Origin of the sequence: Flavobacterium undicola, from assembly GCF_009909155.2 — a bacterium.
Classification (GTDB): Bacteria; Bacteroidota; Bacteroidia; order Flavobacteriales; family Flavobacteriaceae; genus Flavobacterium; species Flavobacterium undicola.
In genome coordinates, this window is record NZ_JAAAPM020000001.1 from 283,522 (window position 1) to 306,477 (window position 22,956).

19 protein-coding genes are annotated in these 22,956 nt (G+C 34.8%); 11 read left to right on the top strand and 8 right to left on the bottom strand.

The window, feature by feature from the left end:
- Positions 1-10 precede the first annotated feature (10 nt).
- The 7 genes from atpG to GTZ96_RS01170 all read left to right on the top strand — a co-directional run bounded on the left by atpG (position 11) and on the right by GTZ96_RS01170 (position 7,784).
- Positions 11-871, top strand: a complete 861-nt coding sequence (gene atpG / locus GTZ96_RS01140) for an ATP synthase F1 subunit gamma (protein WP_161640538.1) — start codon at positions 11-13, stop codon at positions 869-871.
- Between the two features lie 203 nt (positions 872-1,074).
- Complete coding sequence (locus GTZ96_RS01145; RefSeq protein ID WP_161640539.1) at positions 1,075-2,550, top strand: lipopolysaccharide biosynthesis protein; 1,476 nt, start codon at positions 1,075-1,077, stop codon at positions 2,548-2,550.
- A gap of 32 nt (positions 2,551-2,582) precedes the next feature.
- Positions 2,583-3,017 (top strand): dUTP diphosphatase, encoded by a 435-nt coding sequence (dut, locus tag GTZ96_RS01150; RefSeq protein WP_161640540.1) that lies wholly within the window; start codon positions 2,583-2,585, stop codon positions 3,015-3,017.
- 165 nt (positions 3,018-3,182) lie between these two features.
- Complete coding sequence (locus tag GTZ96_RS01155) at positions 3,183-4,193, top strand: sugar phosphate nucleotidyltransferase (RefSeq protein WP_161640541.1); 1,011 nt, start codon at positions 3,183-3,185, stop codon at positions 4,191-4,193.
- 113 nt (positions 4,194-4,306) lie between these two features.
- Positions 4,307-5,656 carry a tetratricopeptide repeat protein gene (locus GTZ96_RS01160; protein WP_161640542.1) on the top strand — a complete coding sequence of 450 codons (1,350 nt, stop codon included), beginning with the start codon at positions 4,307-4,309 and terminating at the stop codon, positions 5,654-5,656.
- A 1-nt stretch (position 5,657) separates the two neighbouring features.
- Positions 5,658-6,440, top strand: a complete 783-nt coding sequence (locus GTZ96_RS01165; protein WP_161640543.1) for a DUF4292 domain-containing protein — start codon at positions 5,658-5,660, stop codon at positions 6,438-6,440.
- A 24-nt stretch (positions 6,441-6,464) separates the two neighbouring features.
- Positions 6,465-7,784, top strand: coding sequence for a murein hydrolase activator EnvC family protein (locus GTZ96_RS01170; RefSeq protein ID WP_181033117.1), 1,320 nt, complete (start codon positions 6,465-6,467; stop codon positions 7,782-7,784).
- A gap of 87 nt (positions 7,785-7,871) precedes the next feature.
- Here GTZ96_RS01170 and GTZ96_RS01175 read toward each other — a convergent pair whose 3' ends face one another.
- From GTZ96_RS01175 to GTZ96_RS01195, 5 genes are all read right to left on the bottom strand, one after another.
- Entirely contained in the window at positions 7,872-8,804 is a 933-nt protein-coding gene (locus GTZ96_RS01175) for a transglutaminase family protein (RefSeq protein ID WP_161640544.1), read from the bottom strand.
- 5 nt (positions 8,805-8,809) lie between these two features.
- Positions 8,810-9,763, bottom strand: coding sequence for an alpha-E domain-containing protein (locus GTZ96_RS01180; protein ID WP_161640545.1), 954 nt, complete (start codon positions 9,761-9,763; stop codon positions 8,810-8,812).
- A gap of 42 nt (positions 9,764-9,805) precedes the next feature.
- Positions 9,806-11,242, bottom strand: coding sequence for a circularly permuted type 2 ATP-grasp protein (locus tag GTZ96_RS01185; RefSeq protein WP_161640546.1), 1,437 nt, complete (start codon positions 11,240-11,242; stop codon positions 9,806-9,808).
- A gap of 310 nt (positions 11,243-11,552) precedes the next feature.
- On the bottom strand, positions 11,553-12,407 hold the full coding sequence (locus GTZ96_RS01190) for a polysaccharide deacetylase family protein (protein WP_161640547.1): 855 nt from the start codon (positions 12,405-12,407) through the stop codon (positions 11,553-11,555).
- 19 nt (positions 12,408-12,426) lie between these two features.
- Positions 12,427-13,455 carry a hypothetical protein gene (locus tag GTZ96_RS01195; protein ID WP_161640548.1) on the bottom strand — a complete coding sequence of 343 codons (1,029 nt, stop codon included), beginning with the start codon at positions 13,453-13,455 and terminating at the stop codon, positions 12,427-12,429.
- 229 nt (positions 13,456-13,684) lie between these two features.
- On the opposite strand from GTZ96_RS01195, the gene GTZ96_RS01200 reads away from it, so the two are divergent.
- A complete protein-coding gene (locus GTZ96_RS01200) occupies positions 13,685-15,292 on the top strand; it encodes a L,D-transpeptidase family protein (RefSeq protein WP_161640549.1) in 1,608 nt (535 codons plus the stop codon).
- A gap of 8 nt (positions 15,293-15,300) precedes the next feature.
- On the opposite strand, the gene GTZ96_RS01205 is transcribed toward GTZ96_RS01200, so the two are convergent.
- On the bottom strand, positions 15,301-15,756 hold the full coding sequence (locus GTZ96_RS01205) for a c-type cytochrome (RefSeq protein WP_161640550.1): 456 nt from the start codon (positions 15,754-15,756) through the stop codon (positions 15,301-15,303).
- Complete coding sequence (locus GTZ96_RS01210; protein ID WP_161640551.1) at positions 15,757-16,875, bottom strand: PQQ-dependent sugar dehydrogenase; 1,119 nt, start codon at positions 16,873-16,875, stop codon at positions 15,757-15,759.
- A gap of 326 nt (positions 16,876-17,201) precedes the next feature.
- On the opposite strand from GTZ96_RS01210, the gene GTZ96_RS01215 reads away from it, so the two are divergent.
- Positions 17,202-18,758 carry a sodium:solute symporter gene (locus GTZ96_RS01215; RefSeq protein WP_161640552.1) on the top strand — a complete coding sequence of 519 codons (1,557 nt, stop codon included), beginning with the start codon at positions 17,202-17,204 and terminating at the stop codon, positions 18,756-18,758.
- Between the two features lie 30 nt (positions 18,759-18,788).
- The gene (locus GTZ96_RS01220) at positions 18,789-19,709 is read left to right on the top strand and encodes a dihydrodipicolinate synthase family protein (protein WP_161640553.1); all 921 of its coding nucleotides are present in this window, start codon (positions 18,789-18,791) and stop codon (positions 19,707-19,709) included.
- Positions 19,710-20,181: 472 nt separating this feature from the next.
- Here the strand turns inward: GTZ96_RS01220 and GTZ96_RS01225 are convergent, their stop codons facing one another.
- The gene (locus tag GTZ96_RS01225; RefSeq protein WP_161640554.1) at positions 20,182-21,051 is read right to left on the bottom strand and encodes an AraC family transcriptional regulator; all 870 of its coding nucleotides are present in this window, start codon (positions 21,049-21,051) and stop codon (positions 20,182-20,184) included.
- A 272-nt stretch (positions 21,052-21,323) separates the two neighbouring features.
- Between GTZ96_RS01225 and GTZ96_RS01230 the strand changes: the two genes are divergently transcribed.
- On the top strand, positions 21,324-22,922 hold the full coding sequence (locus GTZ96_RS01230) for a fucose isomerase (protein WP_161640555.1): 1,599 nt from the start codon (positions 21,324-21,326) through the stop codon (positions 22,920-22,922).
- Positions 22,923-22,956 lie beyond the last annotated feature (34 nt).

Sequence of the window (22,956 nt, forward strand, 5' to 3'; positions counted from 1 at the left end):
TTTACAAAAAATGGCAAATTTAAAGGAAATCCGTAATAGAATTACTTCCGTTTCATCTACGATGCAAATCACATCTGCGATGAAAATGGTATCTGCAGCCAAGCTTAAAAAAGCTCAGGATGCAATTACAGCCATGCGCCCTTATGCCGAAAAATTAACGGAATTATTACAAAGTCTTTCTGCAACTCTTGATGGAGGAACAGGGGAAGAATTTACTACACAACGTGAAGTAAAGAAAGTATTATTAGTAGCTATTACTTCTAACAGAGGTTTGTGTGGTGCTTTTAATACCAATGTAATTAAAGAAGCTAAAAATCGTGCAGCCTATTTTGCTGGGAAACAAGTAGACATTTTTGCTATTGGTAAAAAAGGAAATGATGTTTTAAGCAAAACAAATACAGTAATTGACAATCAAAGTGCTGTTTTTGATGATTTGACTTTTGATAATGTTGCTGCTATTGCTGAAACATTAACTCAAAAATTTGTTAGTGGTGAGTACGACAGAATTGAATTGATTTATAACCAATTTAAAAATGCGGCTACTCAAATCGTTCAAAACGAACAATTTTTACCATTAGCTCCTGTGAAATCTGATTTAAATGTTACTGCTGGAGATTATATTTTTGAACCATCTAAAGAAGAAATTGTATTGACTTTGATTCCTAAATCATTGAAAACACAATTGTACAAAGGAATCCGCGATTCATTTGCTTCAGAACATGGTGCGCGTATGACAGCTATGCACAAAGCAACAGATAACGCAACTGAATTGAGAAATCAATTGAAATTAACGTACAACAAAGCGCGTCAGGCTGCGATTACCAGTGAAATCCTTGAGATTGTTGGTGGAGCCGAAGCATTGAACGGATAAGAATACTTACTTTATATATTAAGGCGGTTGAAATTTTTCAACCGCTTTTTTTGTTTAATAAGCGAGCTGAAAAATACTATTTATCGTTTATTGAGGTTACTATATAAGTGATTATAAGAAAAAAAATCATTACAAATCCAATACTGATAAAACCAAAGATTTAGTTATTTTTGTTTTTGTAAAAACTAATAAGACACCACATTTTGGGATTATATAAAAATCTTTTCAAACAAACAGCCATTTACGGACTTGCTACGGTTATACCCAGGATGTTTAGTTTCCTGTTAGTGCCACTGTATACTGATTTACTTCCAAAAGACGAGTACGGGAAAGTCACCATTATATTTGCCTGGATGATTTTTTTCAATGTAATCTTGGCTTACGGAATGGAAACGGCTTTTTTTAGATTTTATAACAAGGAAGAGAATAAAAAAGCAGTGGTCGAAACTTCGATGGTTTCTATCTTTTGGACCACCATTGTCTTTCTGGTTGTAGCGCTTTTATTTCGAACTACATTAGCTGATTGGTCTGGTATCGATTCCCAATACATTACGTATAGCATTTGGATTTTGGCATTGGATGCCTTGGTTATTATACCTTTTTCAAAATTAAGAGCTTTTCAAAGACCGATGATGTATGCCATTATTAAAATTGGAAATGTATTGGTGAACTTATTATTAAGCGTCCTTTTTTTAATTTATTTACCCAAACTGGCGACGCTGAATCCTACGGGCATGATTAGTTCGTTTTATATAGAAAATTTCCAAATTGGCTATATTTTCCTTGCTAATATTATTGCCAGTTTATTGACTTTTGTAGTTTTGTCTCCTGATTATGTTTTTCTAAAATGGAAATTCGATTTCAGTTTATGGAAACGAATGATGGTTTACGGATTGCCAATTTTAGTTGCCGGAATTGCCTTTGCCATCAACGAGCAATTTGATAAAATTCTTTTAGACAAATTATTGCCTCAAAATATCGCTGCCGATGAAGTGGGAGTCTATTCCGCTTGTTATAAATTAGGTTTGTTTATGGTTTTGTACCGTACAGCTTATACGCTTGGAATTGAACCTTTCTTTTTTAGCCATGCTTCTAACGAAAATGCGCCGCAAACGTATGCGATGGTGACCAAATATTTTGTAATCTTCGGATCGTTTATTATGTTAAGCGTTATTGTTTTTGCCGATTTGTTTAAACGTTTAATGATTCTTGACGAATCTTATTGGGTAGCAATGAAGGTGGTGCCATTGATTATTTTGGCAAATTTCTGTTTGGGAATTTATACCAATCTTTCTGTTTGGTACAAATTGATTGACAAGACCTATATTGGTGCTTATATTTCAATTGTGGGAGCTATTATTACTTTGGTACTTAACTTTTTATTAATTCCGTCTTATAGTTATTCGGGTTCAGCCATTGCAACATTAGCTGCTTATGGAAGTATGATGTTGATTTCCTATTATCTTGGAAATAAATATTATCCTATTCCCTATGATTTCAAAAAAATAGGGGGATATCTTGGCTTGTCTATCCTCTTCTCAGTGGTTTCCTTTTATGGTTTTAGAGAAAATTATTTTGTTGGAATTGCGTTGTTACTTTTGTTTCTCTATTTCATCTACCACAATGAGAAAGCTACTTTGATGAGTATTCTTAAACGAAAAAATAATCTGCAAGGATAAGCTTTGACTTGTTCCTGCATCAAAATAAAAAAATGAAAATAAATATTATTAATAAATCGCAACATGCCTTGCCTAGCTATGAAACCATTGCTTCGGCAGGAATGGATTTAAGAGCTAATTTGACCGAATCGATACTCTTGCAGCCTTTAGAAAGAACTATTGTTAAAACAGGTCTTTTTATCGAATTACCGATAGGTTACGAAGCACAGGTGCGACCGAGAAGCGGTCTGGCTTTTAAAAACGGAATCACCGTATTGAATAGTCCTGGAACGGTAGATGCCGATTACCGTGGAGAAATTGGTGTAATTTTAGTTAATTTATCTAATCAGGCTTTTGAAATTCAAAACGGAGAAAGAATTGCACAATTAATTATTGCTAAACACGAACGAGCCGAATGGTTTGAAGTCCAAGAATTATCAGAAACTTCAAGAGGAGCTGGCGGATTTGGTAGTACTGGAGTGAAATAGTGATCAGTTTTCAGTTTGCAGTTATTAAATCGGTTAAATTCTTTTAACAAATTTCAAATAAAAAATCCGTGGAAATCGTTTTAATCCGTGGCTAAAAAAATATTAAATCCTTCGTGAACTTTGCGAAAGCTTCGTGAACTTCGCGGTTAAAAACAATAAAAAAGTATGAAAATAATAGTGCCTATGGCTGGTAGAGGATCTCGTCTACGCCCACATACATTAACCATTCCTAAACCATTAATTCCAGTTGCCGGAAAACCAATCGTTCACCGATTAGTAGAAGATATCGCTGGGGTTTTGAATCAAGATATTGAAGAAGTAGCTTTTGTAATTCATGAAAGTTTTGGGGAAAAAGTAGAGCAGGATTTAATTGCCATTGCCGAAAAATTAGGAGCAAGAGGAACTATTTATTATCAAAATGAAGCTTTAGGAACAGGACATGCGATTATGTGTGCCAAAGATTCACTTTCCGGTCCTGCAGTAATTGCATATGCCGATACTTTGATTAGAGCCGATTTTGAATTGGATCCAGCTGCTGATGCGGTGATTTGGGTAAAACAAATTGAGAACCCGGAAGCTTTTGGTGTTGTCAAATTAAACGATAAAAATGAAATCATCGAATTGGTTGAAAAACCAAAGGAATTTGTGAGTGATTTGGCTGTTATCGGGATTTATTATTTCAAAGATATTGCTGTTTTGAAACACGAGTTACAAAATGTTTTAGATAATAATATCCAAAATGGAGGTGAATACCAAATTAACGATGGTATCAAAAACATGATGGCTAACGGGAAAATCTTTAAAACAGGTGAAGTAAGCGCTTGGATGGATTGCGGAAACAAAAATGTTACTGTAGAAACTAATTCGAGAATGCTTTCTTTCTTGGCAAAAGACAAGATTGATTTGGTTAACAAAAATATTAAACTTGAAAATTCAACTATCATTGAGCCTTGTTATATTGGTGAAGATGTAGTTTTAATAAACGCTACAGTTGGTCCAAATGTTTCTTTAGGAAACGGATGTCACGTAGTGGATAGCAGCATTAAAAACAGTTTGGTACAAACGCATGCACACATCAAAAATGCTAATTTAGATAACGCCATGATAGGAAATCATGCTAGTTTTGATGGTCAATTTACAAGTGTTAGTATTGGAGATTATTCGGTGTTAGAATAATCTCGATCTCTAATAAAAAACATTTTACCATTAAGAAATTAAGTTCATTGAGCTTAGGCTCTTAATTTTTTAATGGTAAATTTATGAAGTACTTTGAAGTTTAATTGGTAAAAATGAAAAAGGCAGTTTCTTTACTGATAATGGTGGTTTTGCTATGCAATTCGGCTTTGTCATGGGGACAAACTGAACCAGAAGAAATTAAACTCGAAGACAATAAATTTAAAGAGTATTTTTTCGAAGCTTTAAAGCAAAAGGGAATTGAAAATAACGATAAAGCTATTGTGGCTTTAGAACGTTGTTTGAAAATAGATGCTAATAATGCCACTATTTACCACGAATTAGGCAAAAATTATTTTGCTTTAAAAGACTATAAAAACGCCTATTCTTCATTCGAAAAAGCCAATACCTTAGATCCTAAAAACAAATGGTTTTTGATAGGGATGTATGATGTTGACTATGAAACTAAGGATTATGCAGATGCAGTTAAGGTAATTAACAAACTCATTCTATTTGATTCCAAGTTTAAAGAAGATTTGACTTCACTTTATATGAATACAGGCGAATTTGAAAAAGCCCTCGCGCTTATCAATGAGCTGAATGAAACCACAGGTAAATCGGAGAGGAGAGATGCTTATAAACTTCAGATTTTGTCTCAAGGAACTTACCAGGATGCTGAGATAACTAATTTGCTAAATCAAATCAATAAATATCCTAAAGAAGAGGCAAATTATATTTCGTTGATTTACTTGTATTCTAAAAAAGACGATATAGAAAAAGTCCTTGAAACGGCTCGAAAATTAGAAGCTGCTGTTCCAAATTCAGAATGGGCTCAAGTTAGTTTATTTAAAAATTATTTGGTTAACAACGAGAGTGAAAAGGCTATAAAAGCCATGAACATCGTATTGGCCAGTACTAAAATAGACAGCAAAATAAAGCACAGAATTTTTAATGAATTTTTGATTTACGTTAATACTAATCCACAATTTACACCTGATTTAGATAAAGCCATTGGTTATTTTGATGATGATAAAAATGTGAATGTAAATAAGGAAGTAGGCAAATATTATCACAATAAAAAGCAATGGGATAAAGCGCTAAAATATTATCAGTTGGCACTTAAAAAGAGCAATCCCGCTGATGTAGAAACGAGTTTGCTTTTACTGGACGTTTATGTACAAACGAATGAATTTGAAAAAGCGGCAAAAAACGCCAGCGAAATGATCGAATTGTTTCCTGCTCAAGCTCAGTTTTATTATTATGCAGGATTAGCCTATAATCAGTTGCAGCAGTTTAAAAAAGCAAAAGAAATGCTGGAAATGGGCATGGATTATGTGGTAGAAGATATAACTTTAGAAATTAATTACAACATCCAGTTAGGAGAAGCCTATAATGGCTTAGGAGATGCTAATAAAAAAGAATTCTATTTTTCTAAAGCCAACGAATTATTAAAAAAACAAAAATAAAATGAATAAATTCTTAGCATTATTAGCAATTGTCTTTATGTTTTCTTGTAAACCCAAGGCTATTGTTACATCGGCAACAGCGACGGCGACGGAGCCAGTCGATGAAATGAAAGCCGCTAAAATAATAGACAATCATTACAGCAATAAAAATGATTTTTCTACATTATATATCAAAGCCAATGCGCGTTATGCCGATGATAAACAAGCACAAAATGTAAGTGCCGAGATTAAGATAAAGAAAGACCAACAAATCTTAGTAAGCGTTCGTTTTTTAGGAATAACAATGGCAAAAGCTTCTATAACACCGGCTTCGGTGAGTTATTACGAAAAGATAAAAGGAACTTATTTTGAAGGTGATTTCAGCGCATTGAGTCAGTGGTTAGGAACAGATTTGGATTATAGTAAGATTCAAAATATGTTGGTAGGAGAAGCTTTGGATGATTTGAATAAAGGAAAATACACTAAAATTTTGCTTGATAATTTGTATCGCTTAGATGATGCAAATAATGGAAATACTCAAAAAAGCTATTATTTTAATCCAAATGATTTTAGTGTAAACAAACAAGAAGTAATCCAAAAAGCCGAAAACAGAACGATTCAAATTGCTTATCCGGAAAGAGTGACTTATAAAGAAGCGAATTTGCCTTTTAGTATTGAAATTAAAACGGCTCAACCTAAAGGGAAATCGGAAATTAATTTAAATTACAATTCGGTTTCATTTAATGAAGAACTTTCTTTCCCTTATAGTGTGCCAGATGGGTACAAAAGAATAATAATTAAGTAAATTTGCAAAAATATATTTTTTAAGATGCCAAAATATTTCCTTAGCCTGTTATTTGTATGCCTGACTTCAACTATGTGGAGCCAATCGCAGCAAGAAAAGTTAGAACAACGTAAAGCTCAAATTCAAAAAGAAATTAGAGAGAATGAAAAGATGTTGCAAAACGTCAAGTCAAAGGAAAAGTCGGCTTTGAATGTTTTTTTGATTCAAAAAAACAAGATCAGACTGAAAGAAACGTTGATTAATACTACCGAAAAGCAAACCCGACTTTTGTCTAACGACATGTATATTAATCAAGTGAAAATTAATAAGCTTAACAAGGAATTGAAAGCTTTAAAAGAAGATTATGCTAAGAAGATTGTGAACTCTTATAAAAGCCGTTCTGAGCAAAGTCGCGCAATGTTTATACTATCGTCTGAGAATTTTTTGCAAGCCTATAAAAGAGCACAATACTTAAAACAATATACCAGTTTTAGAAAATCGCAAGGAGAGGAAATTAATGTGAAGTCGACTGAATTGGTTACTTATAATGAAAAATTAAAGGTTCAAAAAATAGCCAAACAAAAACTAATTGTCGAAAATCAGAAAGAAAAACAAACTCTTGTAAAAGAAAAAATAGAGCAGGAGAAATTGGTAAATTCGATTAAAAAAGATAAAAACCGAATTGTATCTGACATTCGAAAAAAACAAAGAGAATTTAAAACTATTGATGCTCAAATTAATCGTTTAATTCGTGAAGCTATTGCCGAAGCCAATAGAAAAGCGGCTTTAGAACGTGCCAAAGCTGCTGCTTTAGCTGCCGAAAAAGCAAAATCATCTTCTTCTACACCAAAGACTACTAAAGAAATAAATAAGGAAATAAAAGAAACCGTTTCCAGAACCTCTGTGTCTTCGTCAAGAATAGAATTAACTCCTGAGGATAGAGTACTTGCTGATAATTTTAGAGCTAATAGAGGAAATCTTCCTTGGCCAGTAGAAAAAGGATTTATTTCATTAGGATTTGGTAATCAACCACATCCGGTATATAATACACTGGTTGTACATAACAGTGGTGTAGAAATCACGACTAATGAAGGAGCTAATGCCAGAGCTGTCTTTGGTGGAGTAGTATCAAAAGTAATGTTATTTTCACCGGTAAATAAAGCGGTAATGATTCAGCACGGGGATTATTTTACTGTTTATCAATTCTTAAGTTCTGTTTCTGTTAGCCAAGGCGATAAAGTAAGTATTAAACAAAGCTTAGGTAGAATACGTACTAATGGTGATACTGGAAAAACAGTTCTTAAATTCGTAATCTCACAGAATACAACTTACATTGATCCACAGATTTGGTTGTCAAATAGATAATTGTATAAAACACAAAAAGCGAATCAATTTTGATTCGCTTTTTTTATGTTCAGGCGTGAAGTTTTATTTAAGTATTTTAGACAAAAATTACTGTTGCTGTTGTTCGGCATAATCCAATTGTTGTTGAAATTCAATGGAGTTTTTTTGCAATTCTACATCATTAATTCCTTCAAAATGCCTTCCGTCTTCGTATCCAATAGAAACACAAACAGAAAGTGTTTGTTTAGAAATTCCTTTGAAAGTCCCCTTTACAGGAGTACAATCATTGAAATTAATTCCAACCGATAGTTTGACATGGTTGTCCATAGTCCAAATGTTATTAGTGGGATCAATGCCTAGCCAACCTTGTTTAGGAGTATAAATTTCAACCCAGGCATGCGTAGCGCCTTCGCCGCGAAGTCCACTTTCGTTAGGGCAAATATAGCCGCTTACATATCTTGACGGAATACCGGCAGTTCTTAAAAGTTGTAAAAGCACATGAGCAAAATCCTGGCAAACTCCTTTGCGATGACCTAATATTTCATCGACAGTAGTTTCTATATTGGTAATTCCTTTAGTGTAAGTAAAGTTAGTGTAGATGTATTGACTGCATTGATAGGCAATGTCAATAATTGATTTGTTGGTACAATCAATTTCTTTTAGAATAGTATTAATTTCGTCTTGTTTTTTAATGCTTTCAGGATAACGAAGACGCAGTAAATAAATATCGTTGTGCAGATTCAAATCTTCGACCTTAGTGTCGTCTATTTCAGGAATTTTAAGCGAATGATTGACACGAACCAGCATTCGCGATTCGATCGTCATTTCGGTATGTGCTTCTAAGGTGTTAAAATTACCCACTCTGTTGCTATGATAATCGTTTGTTAAAGACACATTAGGGTTTTGAGAAATCAAAAGCTGGTATTGCAACACATCCTGATTTTCAAAGTTATGTGGAAACAAACGAATCTCGTTGATACTTTCTTTGATGGGTAAGTTGTATTTGTATTTTGTAATATGGATGATGTTGAAAACTGCCATTTTTTTTAGGTATATGAAAAGAATAATTTAGAGAAATCCATTGAAAACTCATTCAGCTGATCTTTGGTGTTTTTTAAAACCTGCTCTAATTGTATATTGGTAAGATGATGGTAATCGGTGTATTCAACATAACTTTTCAATCGTCCAAATTGATTGCGCATCGTGCGTGCTTCCATCAGATTATTATTTTTAAAAACACATTCTAAGTAGGTTTCTATTAGGCCTAAAGTAAATATTACCGAATGTGCAAAATCAGGATTGAAAATCACGTGTTGGATTACTTTTCGATTGTGCGGAATATTGCTATAGCTTTTTAGATACAATTCGTAGCCCGATAAAGACAATAATAATTTTCTCCAGTATAATAAATCTTCTTTTCCTTCCAGATTGTATTCAATTGGTGCATAATAAGATTGTGTCATGGAAATAGTTTGTAGGCATCTTTCGATATGTTTGCCAATACTCGAAAAACACCAACCTAATCCTCTGGGCATAGTAACATGAAAAATTCCATTGTAAAGCAAGAAATCCTTATTCAGTTTTGCCAAAATACTAATAGCTTCAGGCGTTTCCAGTCTTTTAGGCAAGTCAGGTGAATTGATGTAATGGTACATCGAATTGATGTGTTCCCAAAGTTCTTTGGTAATTTTATCCTGCGAACCTCGTGCATTTTCTCTGGCTTTGGTAATTAGATTCCGAACCGAATTGTTGTTTTTGTTGTCGCAAAGCACATATTTCATTACAAATTTAGTATCGTGCTGAAATTCAGTAATGTATTCCGCAGGCAAATCGGTATAATATTTTAATAAAGGTTTGTATCCTTGATGATCATTAATCTCCTGGTCAAAAGACATGATATAAAGGGTGTTGAGGGTAAGCAACATCCCATCGGTTCTCTCCATGTATCGGTTGAGCCAAAACATTCCATCGGCTACACGACTGAGCATATTTACTTCCATAGTTATTTTTTTAATAGTTTAAAAAACCAATTTCGACTTCATTTATTTCATGATCCAGGTATCCTTGCTTCCGCCACCTTGGGAGGAGTTGACTACCAAAGAGCCTTCGGTTAGTGCCACCCGGGTGAGTCCGCCGGGAACTATTGTTACTCCATTAGGACCACACAATGCATAAGGTCGTAAATCGACATGGCGCAGTTTTAATTCGCCGTCAATGTAACAGGGAACGGTGCTTAACTGAATGATGGGTTGGGCAATAAAATTGCGCGGATTATTTAAAATAGCCACTTTAGCTGCTTCCAGTTCTTCTTCGGTAGCCTTATTTCCCATAACCATTCCGTAGCCACCACTTTGATTGGTTTCTTTGATAACCATGTTTTCCATGTCGGCAAAAACCAATTCGCGTTCTTCTTTATTTTCCATTTGGTAGGTAGGAACATTTTTCAGAATCGGTTCTTCGTTAAGGTAGTAACGAATCATTTGTGGCACATAGGCATAAATGGCTTTATCATCGGCAACGCCATTCCCAACAGCATTTACTAAGGCTACATTACCCATTTTATAAGCACTTATCAATCCTGGAACGCCAAGTGTACTATCGGGTTTAAATACCAATGGATCTAAATATTCGTCGTCTAAACGTCTGTAAATAACATCTACTTGTAGCAAGCCCGATGTGGTTTTCATATACACTTTGTGATTGTTAACCACAAGATCTCGACCTTCTACCAGCGGAATTCCCATTTGCCTGGCTAAAAAAGTATGTTCGTAATAAGCTGAATTGAAAACGCCCGGAGTCAATAAAACCACATTAGGATTAGAGATGGTTCTTGGCGAAAGCGAAATTAAAATGTTATGGAAAATCATAGGATAATTAGCCACCATGCTAACATTATTAGCACGAAACATTTCCGGGAAAATCCTCTTGGTTATTTCCCTGTTTTCTAACATATAACTTACTCCACTGGGGCACCTCAGATTATCTTCAAGAACATAAAACTCTCCTTTTTCGCCTCTGATTAAATCAATTCCCGCAATATGAACATGAATGTTATGCGGAACTTTAACACCGTGTACTTCCGGAATGTAATGCGGACAAGAAGCAATTAACGAAGCGGGCATGATGCCTTCTTTTATAATCAGCTGTTCGTTATAAATGTCTTCCAGAAACAGGTTTAAAGCTCTTAATCTTTGGGTAATTCCAGTTTCGACTTCCATCCATTCGTTTTTGGTAATTATTCTGGGAATAATATCAAAAGGAAATATTCTTTCGATTCCTTGGTTGTCATCACTGTAGACAGTAAATGTAATCCCCTGGTTCATAAAAATATCCGAAGCCTGTTTTTGTTTTACATTCAGCTTATCAATATTTAAACTCTCTAATGTTTGCAATACCTGTTTGTAAGAGTCTCTTACTCCATCTCTAGAAAACATTTCATCCCATCCCTTTGGACTTAATTTAGGTGTCAAATTTACCATTCTATAATTATTGAAAAATTAATAAAAACTAATTTTGATTGAAAAAACATCAGTCTTTAGGCTAATTTAACGATTTTGTAGATAAGTATTTGAAATTTTTATATGAATAATGTAATTAATGCGGCATTCTTTTTTTGCCGATATGTTTTTTGAGAATTAGTAGTTTAAAACTAAGTTTTTTTTAGATTTCTCAACTATTAAATAAAAGTACAGCCATTTTATCTTATTGAGAATAAGAATTTTGGAAGAAATGAATGATGTTAGAAGAAGTTGTTAAAAAGCGAAGTTCGATTATATACGATTAAAAAGATTATTTAGCATTTACAAAAGTAGCTTCCATCGATTTCATCATGCGGTCAGTGGACCAATTTCCAGACACAATCATACGTCTTACAGTATAAAGTGGATCAATCGAATCTCTTTTAGTCGAAAGGATAAAAGCCATTTGGTATCCACTTTTTTTAATTTCAGGAATGGCTTCTTTGTTCCATAATCCAAAAGGATAGGCAAAATAAGGAATTGGTTTTCCAATGATATCTTCGAGTTTGGCTTTTGGTTTTACTAATTGGGTGTTCCAGTCTTCGCCAGCATATTTAGTAACCATGTGATGGTCCCAGGTGTGAGCCGCAATAGAATTTCCAGAATCAGATAAGTTTTTTATTTCCTCCTTGCTTAAATAATTCGGGCGGTTGATGGAAACCGTCATTACAAAGAAAACACCTTTGAAATTGTATTTTTTCATTTCGGCTGCGCCAATGCTGTATTGTTCGCCTCTTGTATCATCAAAAGTTATCATGACCGGTTTAACAGGCAAGGGCTTGTTGTACACCAAATAATCATACAATTGATTGGGTAAAATACTGTGGTAGCCCGCATCAGCTAAGGCTTTCATTTGTTCAGCAAAATTCGCCGGTTTTACTGTATAGGTTTTGGTCATTTCGCCAGCTGATGCCGAGAAATCTTTGATATTATGATAGCATAAAATGGGCACTTCTTTTCGAGCCAGTATAGCAGCTGCATCTGCCATAACTAATTTTTCGGCTTTTTTAGGGCTTGCAATAACTTTTGGTGTGTCTGCTTTATTTTCGATGGAAGTCTCTTTCTTTTGTTCGCAACTTAGCGTTAAAAAAAGTCCAAGCGCTGCTAAGAATATCGTTTTTTTCATTTCTTGTATGAGCTTAAAATTATTGAAACTGAATGTAACTTGGCTGTGGAGCAAATTTTAATAATTGTTCCGGAGTGTACATTTTCCAGTCGTTCCAGTTGTCATTTTTGTAAAACAATTTAAAGCCCGTAAACTGAACCGGTTCTCTATAGATGTATCTTAAATAAGTTGATCGTTTTAAAACCTGACTTCCAAAACCGTCCATGTCCATTACGATTTGAACTTCAGGAACTCTTTTGATAGCTTTATAATTAGTAACCATTCCTTGGGTGAAACGATGTACCACCAAAATTTTTGGAGTTAATTTCTTTTCGCGTACAATTCGAGCCAAAATATCGATGGCATCATTGATATCATCAGCAGACATGGTTCCAATTTTTTTACCAGGAACATGACCACTTTTCATTGAAAACTCAGGATCAATTCCCAGATGAACATTCGGTAAAGCTAGGTATTCTTCCAGTTGGCTTACTTCTTCCTTAACAGTGCTATGTCCTACCTGAATGTCCAGGAAAACTAAAGCATTAATGGGTTTTGCCCAACTTAAAAGCGTGTCGATTTGTTTGAAAGGCATACGCATGTTGTAACGATTGCTAGCTCCGGGAGCACCTTGGGCAGAAACTGCAATATAATGAAAGGCCGGAATAGTGGTTACACTGGAATCGGCAGCTTTCCATTTTGCCACTTCTACTTTAAGTTTTTCAATCATTTCGGCTCTGGGATATTCTCCTAAAACGCCCATTCTTTTCGAATATAAATTTCCGTAAAAAGCAATAATTCGGTGATAAGGCAATAAGGCACCCGGCAAAGGATAAGGTGCTTTTACAGGCCACATTCCCGTAGTGTCTTTGTTGCTTAGAGCGATCATCCTTCGGTTGTAATCGGCTGTGTCAATAGTAGTGATTGGTTTTTTCTTAGCTGAATCTATTTTTATTGCTACGCTGTCTTTAGCAGTTGCTTCTACAGTATTGGATTTACTTTGATTGCAATTGGTAAAGGCGAAAAATAAGAAAGGGCTAATAAGGATTGCTAAAGTATATTTTTTCATAAAGAATTGCATTTGGATTTATTACAAATGTAAACTTTTTAACTAACGACTTCTTCATTTAATTCGTATTCTGTTGCTGTTTTTTTTCGAAAATTAAGGATGTTTCAATCATTAGAATTAGCCAAAGTAAAGAGGTTTTTGCTTTATGATAAAAGGACTTAAATAGTCTATTGGTTTCATTTTAAGTGATTTGTAAATAATTGTCTAACTTTATATAAATAATTATGTTATGAGGAAATTCGTTTTATACATAGTAGTTATTTTATTCGGTTTTTCACTCACCTCAGTTTCACTCATAAAAAAAGAGAATTTAAAGGCGACAGTCTCTTATTTTGCCCCATTTTCTCAAAAATCAGAAGAGTCCGAATCTAAGATTCCTATCAATAAACAGAATATAAATACTTTTTTCAAAAAGTATCCTAATTTAAAACCATACGAATCGGAGGTTAGCACATTGTATGAAAACAGAAAATACAATGCGATTTGGTATGACGCTACTGATAAATTGATTGAGTTTTCCCAGTTGTTATATTCTAAAGTAAATTCACTTCAGGAAGAAGGTGTGGAAGCCCGCATGGAGTATCAGGAAATAATTGACGGAATTTTTGATTCGAATGCTACTCTGAAACCACTTTCGAAAACTGAAACCGAAATCATGTTATCTAGCCTGTATGTGTTTTATGTGCAAAAGGTATTTATTGGAATTAGCGCCGAGAAACTTCAACAAATGGGTTGGTTTCTGCCCAAGAAAAAGATTGCTTATCAACCTTTTCTCGATTCGTTATTGCAGAATCCTAAACTATTAAATTTTGATGAAAAACATCAGTTAGGTCAATATTACAAATTGCGTGATGCTTTAAAAAAATACCGCGAGATAGAAAAAACGGGTGAATGGAAACCCATAGAATACGATTCTACCATTCCATATTACAAACCTTTTGATAACTCAAAAACAATCAGCCAAATTAGGCATCGTCTTGTTGTAATAGGGGATTTGGATAAGGATTCTAAAAGTGCCGTTTATGATGATGAATTAATGAAGGGGATTTTGCGTTTCAAAAAAAGAAATGGCTATCTGATTAATTATTTTATTTCCCCTTGGCAGATTAAACAAATGAATTTACCTATCCAAAAATACATTCGAAAAATAATGATAAATATGGAACGCTGTCGGTGGATTGATCCCGAATTGACTAACGCCAGCGAATACATCATAATTAATATCCCATCCTATAAATTGATTTATAAAAAGAATGGCAAAACGGTTTTAGAATCTAATGTCATAGTGGGACAAGATATGATGGAAACGGTTATTTTTAGTGGATTTATTAGTTCGATTGTTTTTAGTCCGTATTGGAATGTGCCCCAAAGTATTATTGATAATGAAATAAAATATGCGATGGAACGGGACAAGGATTATTTAAATTCCCGCAATATGGAATGGAATGATGGCAAAGTCAGACAGAAACCCGGACCTAAAAACGCTCTGGGATTGGTTAAGTTTGTTTTTCCAAATACCAATAGCATCTATTTGCACGATACTCCTGCTAAAGCCATATTTGCCTTAGAATATCGAGCCTACAGTCATGGTTGTATCAATATGGAAAAAGCCAAGGAATTAGCTTTTTTAATTTTGAAAGATGATCCGGATTGGCCAGTTGCACGTATTACCGAGGCAATGAATGGAGAAAAGGAAACGACTTGTGAATTAAAGAATAAAATTCCAATTCATATTAGTTACTTTACCACTTGGGTTGACAGTCAGGATGTTCTCCATTTCTATGAGGATGTTTATGGTAGAGATCCCCAATTCGATTATATTATATTTAAGCATTAAATGATTTATCACGGTTTCAATAAAGCGACTTCTTTAGTTGTTACCATTTTTTTTGTTTTATTGCTCCAGGAATTGAGCACATAGTTCATTACGTCAGCAATTTCTTCGTCGCTTAAACCCATAGGTGGCATGATGCCGTTGTATTTTTTCTGATTAACCAGGATTTCGCCTTTCTGACCGTATTTTACCGTATGAATACTTTCGGTTCTTTTCTTTTTCAGCCAGTCAGAACCATCCAAAGGTGGAAAGGTGGTATCGTTTCCTTTTCCTGTTGCCATATGGCATTGGATACAAAAATCGGTGTAGACTTCCTTGCCTCGAGCCATGCTTTTTTGCAGCGGCGTTTGCGGTTGTTCTTTTATAGACAAATACTCTTTTTTGGAGTCGTTTAAAGCTGTTGGATTTGAAAAATACAAAGCACCCAAAAGCAGTAGGCTTAAGCCGATATTTATTTTAGTAATCATTTAATTAGGTATAATTTTTAGAATCCCTTTTCCTTCCACGCCAATGTAAATATAGCCATCAGGAGCCTGTATTACACTGCGCAAACGACCAATGTTAGTAGCAATTTTTTGTCTTCCAATGATTTTCTCACCGTCTAATTTGACCAATTCCAAATATTGAAATTTTAGTGAACCTACCAATAAATGCCCTTTCCAATCAGGGTATTTATCGCCAGTAACGAAAGTCATGCCGCAGGGAGCAATAGAAGGTGCCCAGTAATAAACAGGATTTTCAATTCCAGCTTTTTGTTGTTCGTTACTGATAATAGTATTGTCATAATCGATGCCGTAAGTTACCACTGGCCAACCGTAATTAGCTGCTTTTTTGACAATGTTGATTTCGTCTCCACCTTGAGGGCCGTGTTCGTGTTCCCAGACAGAGCCTGTTGTAGGGTGTATGGCTAATCCTTGCGGATTGCGATGCCCATAAGAATAAATAGCTGTTTTAGCATTTTCTTTTCCCGCAAACGGATTGTCTTTTGGGATGCTACCATCATCATTCAAACGGTAGATTTTTCCGTTATCCTTAGTAATGTCCTGCGGATTCACAAAATGATTACCGCGTTCTCCTGCCGAGAAATACAAATAACCTTTTTTGTCAAAAACAATTCGAGAACCAAAATGCTGTCCTTTGGTTGTATTTGGCTCACATTTGTATAAAGATTCTATTTGAGTTAAGCTTTCGTTTTCCAGTTTGGCTCTAATAAGTTTGGTGTTGCCACCTTCGCCTTCACCCTCGGTAGAAGCGTAGCTAATGTAAATCCAGCCATTTTTGGCGTAATCAGGATGCAATACAATATCCAGCAAACCACCCTGACCGCGGTTGTACACAGCGGGAACATTTTTGACTTCGGTTTTTGTGCCTTTTGTAATATGAAATAAAACACCGCTTTTCTCCGTAACTAACATCGAGCCATCAGGTAGAAAAGCCATTCCCCACGGATTGTTAATGCCATCAACAATGGTTTCTAAACGATAGTTTTTTGCTTCTTCCTGTAACGGAATCGCATCGTTAGTTTTTAATTGCGCATCACAGTTGAAAATAAAAAAAGAAAAGAACAATAGTGAAAATGTCTTCATAGTTTGGTAGTTAAACTTAGCTTTTAAAGGTAATGAAAAAGTTTAATACTGATTTTTTGAACTTTAGTTTTTTAATATTCAATAGGCGCAACCTATTTATTTAGAATAATTTACAGTAGCTAGGTTGTATTTTGTTTTTTGTTGGAGTAGCATTTTGATATGCTATAAAGGTATTTTTGACACTTTTTGGTAATATCCTATAATGTTTTGAGAAAATTTTATATTAAATCGTTGTAGTTTTCGGATAAATTTGTGAAATCTAGAATAAGTTGTACGATATACTTATTTGTGATGAGAAATTAAATTTTAAATCCCATCTTTAATAAATGAAAAATTTACCATTATTAGATATCGCCATTATTGTAATTTATTTGATTGCAATGGTGGGCGTGGGAGTTTACTTCTCTAGAAAAAACAAGAGTGCTGAGCAATATACAAAGGCATCGGGTAAGATTCCCGGTTGGGCAATAGGACTGTCTATTTATGCAACATTTTTAAGCAGTAATACTTTTTTAGGAGTTCCGGGTAAGGCGTTTGGAGGAAATTGGAATGCATTTGTTTTTAGTATTTCGATGCCATTTGCAGCTTGGGTAGCGGCTAAATATTTTGTACCATTTTATCGCAGTACAGGAGAAGTTTCGGCTTATACTAATTTAGAAAAACGTTTTGGTCCATGGGCAAGAACCTATGCCGTTGTTTGTTTTTTGTTGACACAAATTACCAGAATGGGATCAGTGTTTTTCGGAATTTCCCTTACGCTACAAGCCTTAACAGGTTTTAGTATGGAAACCATTATGCTGGTTACGGGAATTTGTATTGTTATTTATACGGTTTTAGGAGGTATTGAGGCGGTGATTTGGACCGAGGTAGTTCAGGCCGTATTAAAAACCGGAGGAGCATTATTGATTATGTATTTGATTATTTCAAAAATGCCAGGTGGTGTTTCTAAAATAATAGAGATAGGACAACAAAACGATAAGTTTAGTCTGGGTGGTTTCTCGCTCGATTTTACGACTTCTACTTTTTGGGTGGTATTGCTGTATGGGTTTTTTATCAATCTGAATAATTTTGGAATGGATCAAAATTATGTACAACGTTATCATGCTTCGTCTTCTGTCAAAGAAGCTTCAAAGTCAATTTGGTTGTGTGTGTGGATGTTCGTTCCTGTTTCTTTGGTTTTCTTTATGATTGGTTCTTGTTTGTTTGCTTATTATCAAGTGACTCCTGCTTTAATTGAGCCAATCAAATTACAAGCTGCTGCTGAACATCTTGGCGCTATGGCATCTCAAACAGATATTGCAAATTATGCCAAGACGTTACAACCATCCGATTATGGAGATAAAGTAATGCCCCATTTTATGGTAAATATGATTCCTACTGGTTTGTTGGGATTAATCGTTTCGGCGATACTTTCGGCAGCTATGAGTACCATCAGTTCAGGAATGAATGCATCGGCAACAGTATTTTCAGAAGATATCTATAAGCGTTATTGGAAAACAAATATCAGTGACAAACAAAATATGCGTTTGTTATATATCGCGACTGTTTTGTTTGGATTGGGCGGAATGGCGTGCGGAATTGCGATGATAGGAGTAAAAAGTATCTTGGATATTTGGTGGCAACTATCAGGGATTTTTGCAGGAGGAATGCTAGGACTTTTTCTTCTTGGAATTATCAGTAAAAAATCAGGGAATATGGAGGCTATGGCTTCAACTGTTATAGGAATTATGGTTATTCTTTGGTTGTCGCTTTCGTACTTGATTCCTGATGAGTATGATTTTTTAAGAAATCCGCTTCATGCTAATATGGTGATAGTTATAGGAACACTTTCTATCTATCTGTCGGGAGCATTTATAACTAAATTAAGAAGCGTAAAAGCTTAATTCATAATAAAAAGAGAAAATAGAATAACGATGAACAATTCAAAAAAAGGATTTATTCCAGTGATGTTAACCCCATTTAATAATGATGGTAGCATTGATTACAAAACATTAACGGCTCTGACGGAACTTTATTTAAAGTCGGGAGTTACTGGTTTATTTGCCAATTGTTTGTCAAGCGAAATGTTTGAATTATCAGATGCAGAACGTCTTCAATTAACAAAACACGTAGTGGATGTAGTAGCGGGTCAAGTGCCCATTGTAGCTACAGGTACTTTTGAAGGAACGATTCAGCAGCAGGCTGATTTTACCAATAAAATTTACGGAACAGGAATTGATGCGGTGATATTAATTTCGGGATTATTGGCTAAAGAAAACGATTCGGATGCGGTGTTTGTTGATAATGTACACCAGTTATTGAATTTAACGCCAGGAGTTCCAACAGGTTTTTACGAATGTCCGGTTCCTTATAAAAGAGTGTTGACAGCTTCGCAATTAGAAGATTTTGTCAATACCGGAAGAGTGATTTATCATAAAGACACCAGTTTAGATATCAATCAGATTAAGGCTAAATTGAGTGTGGTAAAAAATCCTGATTTTGGTTTGTATGATGCTTACATGGTACATGCTATCGAATCTTTAAAAGCAGGTTCGGCAGGATTGTCCTGTATTCAGGGGAATTTCTTTCCTGAATTGATTGTTTGGATTTGTGATAATTATAATGATGCTTCAAAGGCAGAAGAATTAGCTGCAGTGCAACAATTTTTAGAGTCCAATATGGGGGTTATGCACGATGTGTATCCTATTGTGGCTAAGTATGCTTTACAAAAAAGAGGATTGTCTATCTCTAATTTCACTCGTAGAGAAGTAGGTAATTTTACTCCAATTGTAAAAAATGCAGTGGATCAACTGCAAAATGAGTACGATATTCTTCAGAATGAGTTATCATTCTAGTTTATAAAATATACATTTTTGGTTAGTGTATAGTTAGTGTTAGTTTTTAGTGATTATTAACTCGTCTGTTCGATTGTTTTTTAAATGACCGCTCCTCCCAATTTTGGTCATTGTATAAGAAATGTTGAGAGCCTTTTTTTGACCATAATTTTGGTTCTGAATACGATTTCCGATGGAAGTTTTTCGGACAGATGGATTAATAATTTTTAAATCAAATGAGTTTTTAGTGTCCTTAGCTTTCGCAGTCGAGTGTCAAATGTTTGAAGAATGCGTAAAAAGAAAAGCTGTTTGAGCGATAGCGAGTTCTTTTCTTTTAGCATTCGAAAACTAATTTGACCGACGAGAAAGCGTAAGACTTGATTTTTTTGTTTCTTTTTTGATCAAGCAAAAAAGAAAACTTTTAAAGCATAATCTCCTTACTTTCAATAAAGCTTTTTAATAGATAATTTTGGAAAGTTTTTGAATCAATTCTTTAATTTGATAAATATCTTTTTTTGTATTCCATAGGAGTAATTCCCGCTACTTTCTTAAAATGGCGGTAAAAATTAGACACATTATTAAAACCACATTCAAAACAAATCATTTCGGTAGGAACTTTGTTTTCAATCAGTAATCTACACGCATGACTAATGCGGATTTCTATTAGAAAATCATAATAGGTTTTCTTAGTCATAAGCTTAAAATAGCGGCAAAAAGAGGTAACACTTAAATTGCTAAATGCCGCAATTTCTTTTAAAGTGATCTCCTTTTTATAATTCGAAAGCGTGTAACTGCATATTTTATTCAGCCGAATGGAATCCGATTCATTGGATTGATAAAAGGCATGCGAAGCTGTAATTTCGGTATATTCTTCGGTTTCTGATAGAAATTTTAAGATGTTTAACAGGATAATCAGCTTGTCAATATGATTGGCATTGGGTGCTTTTTTCATTTGCTCCATCACCATTTCTTTGGTGTTTCCATGGATAATCATCCCTTTTTTTGCCTTTTCAAAAAGTTTCGGAATCTGGAAAGATTCGGGTAAGTGTATGAAATCTTTGCCTAAACAATCCGGTAAAAACTGAATTACGATGGCTTCGACATCCAATTCCTTTTTATTCTGATAATATTCTTCATGACAACGCCAGGTATGAGGCAAGTTTTCACCCAACAAAATAAGCTCTCCTGAACCGAAATTACTAATGTTATCGCCAATAAAGCGCACTCCTTCACCTTTGATCACGTAGTGCAATTCCAGTTCAGGATGGTAGTGCCAAATCTTACCAAAATTAGGTTCTTTGTTGTGTCTCACTTCAAAAGAACTTTGAATGCTGGTAGGAACTTTGTGAAATAAAGGCTTCATAAACAATGCATTTGGATTAATTATGCTAAATTAGTGTAATTTTTACAATTACAAATGTTTTTATGATAATATCCTATAAATAGATGCAAATAAATAATAAGAGGCTAAGCTTAAATTTTAGCATATTTGAATATAGACTGCAACCGTTTCAATTCAGAGTTGGTTGCTGTTCTTAAGAAAAATAAATAAACCTTAATAGCATATCACAAAACAGTTTGAATAGCAAATTCAAATTGTCTTTGTGTTTTATTGCTTATAAATAATTTAAAAATATGAACATCTATTTAGTAGCAAGTGGCGATTTGCGTTTAGGGGCAAATCAAGTATGTTGGGATGCACAAGCCCAAATGGAACAATTATTATCAGAAGCTGTTGCCGAAGCAGGAGGAAAAATTATCAGAGCGCACGCCTATGATGAGAAAAAACAGCATGGTTTTATTGATAGCCAAAAAATGGGAATGCAGGTTTTTAAAAACATTGACCCAACGGCACCATTAATTGTTGCTGAAAGTGTTTGGCAATATTCACACCATGTTTTGGCAGGTTTAATTACACATCAAGGACCTATTTTAACAGTGGCTAACTGGAGTGGCGAATGGCCAGGATTAGTGGGAATGCTAAATTTAAATGGTTCTTTGACTAAGGCCGGAGTGGAATACAGCACACTTTGGAGTGTAGATTTTAGTGATGATTTTTTTAAAAGTAATTTGAAAAGTTGGTTGCAAACAGCTACAATTCAACCCGATTTCAGCCACGTAAGAGCATTTGATAAAGCACTTATTCCTGCGGACGAATTAGCAAAAGGAACTGCATTTGCCCAAGCTTTTAGAAAAGAAAAAGCCATTATGGGAGTTTTTGACGAAGGTTGTATGGGAATGTTCAATGCTATCGTTCCGGATCATTTGTTGCATCCAACAGGTATTTATAAAGAAAGATTATCTCAATCTTCGCTTTACGCTAAAATGCTAACGGTGAAGGACGAAGAAGCGGAAACTGTTTTACAATGGTTGCTGGATAAAGGGATGAAATTCAATTGGGGAACGGATGAAGTGACTCAATTAACTAAAAATCAAACGCTTTTACAATGCAAAATGTACATTGCAGCGGTGCGAATTGCGGCTGAATTTGGTTGTGATACTATCGGAATTCAATACCAACAAGGCTTGAAGGATTTAGTTCCTGCCAGTGATTTGGTTGAAGGTTTATTGAACAATCAAAACAGACCTCCAGTTTTTGATGAAGAAGGCAACGAATTGTTTGCTGGTGAAGCTTTGCCGCATTTTAATGAAGTGGATGAATGTGCCGGAATTGATGCTTTAGTAACCTATAATTTATGGCGTTCTATGGGATTGAAAGGAGAGAATACACTACACGATTTACGTTATGGAGAGCATTTTAAAAACGAAACTGTTGACGGATTTGTTTGGGTATTTCTAATCAGTGGAGCAGCACCACCGGAACATTTTGTAGGTGGTTATGAAGGAACTTCCAGTGAAAGACAGCCTGAGATGTATTTTAGATTAGGCGGTGGAAGTGTAAAAGGAGTGAGTAAACCGGGTTCCATTGTTTGGAGTCGCGTTTATGTGATGGATGATGCCTTGCATTGTGATTTGGGAATTGGGGAATGTGTTGATTTACCAAAAGAAGAACTAGATAGAAGATGGAATATGACTACGCCACAATGGCCTATTATGAATGCTATTTTAAAAGGTGTGAGTCGCGACCAAATGATGGGACGTCATAAGGCGAATCACATTCAGGTGGTGTATGCTGAAAACGAATCAGAAGCGAATAAATGTTGCCGAATCAAGGCCGCAGCCTTACAAGAACTAGGAATTCAAGTTCACTTTTGCGGGGATGTAGCAGTGTAATAAAAGGTATTTAAAACACCCCGGTCTTCGACCA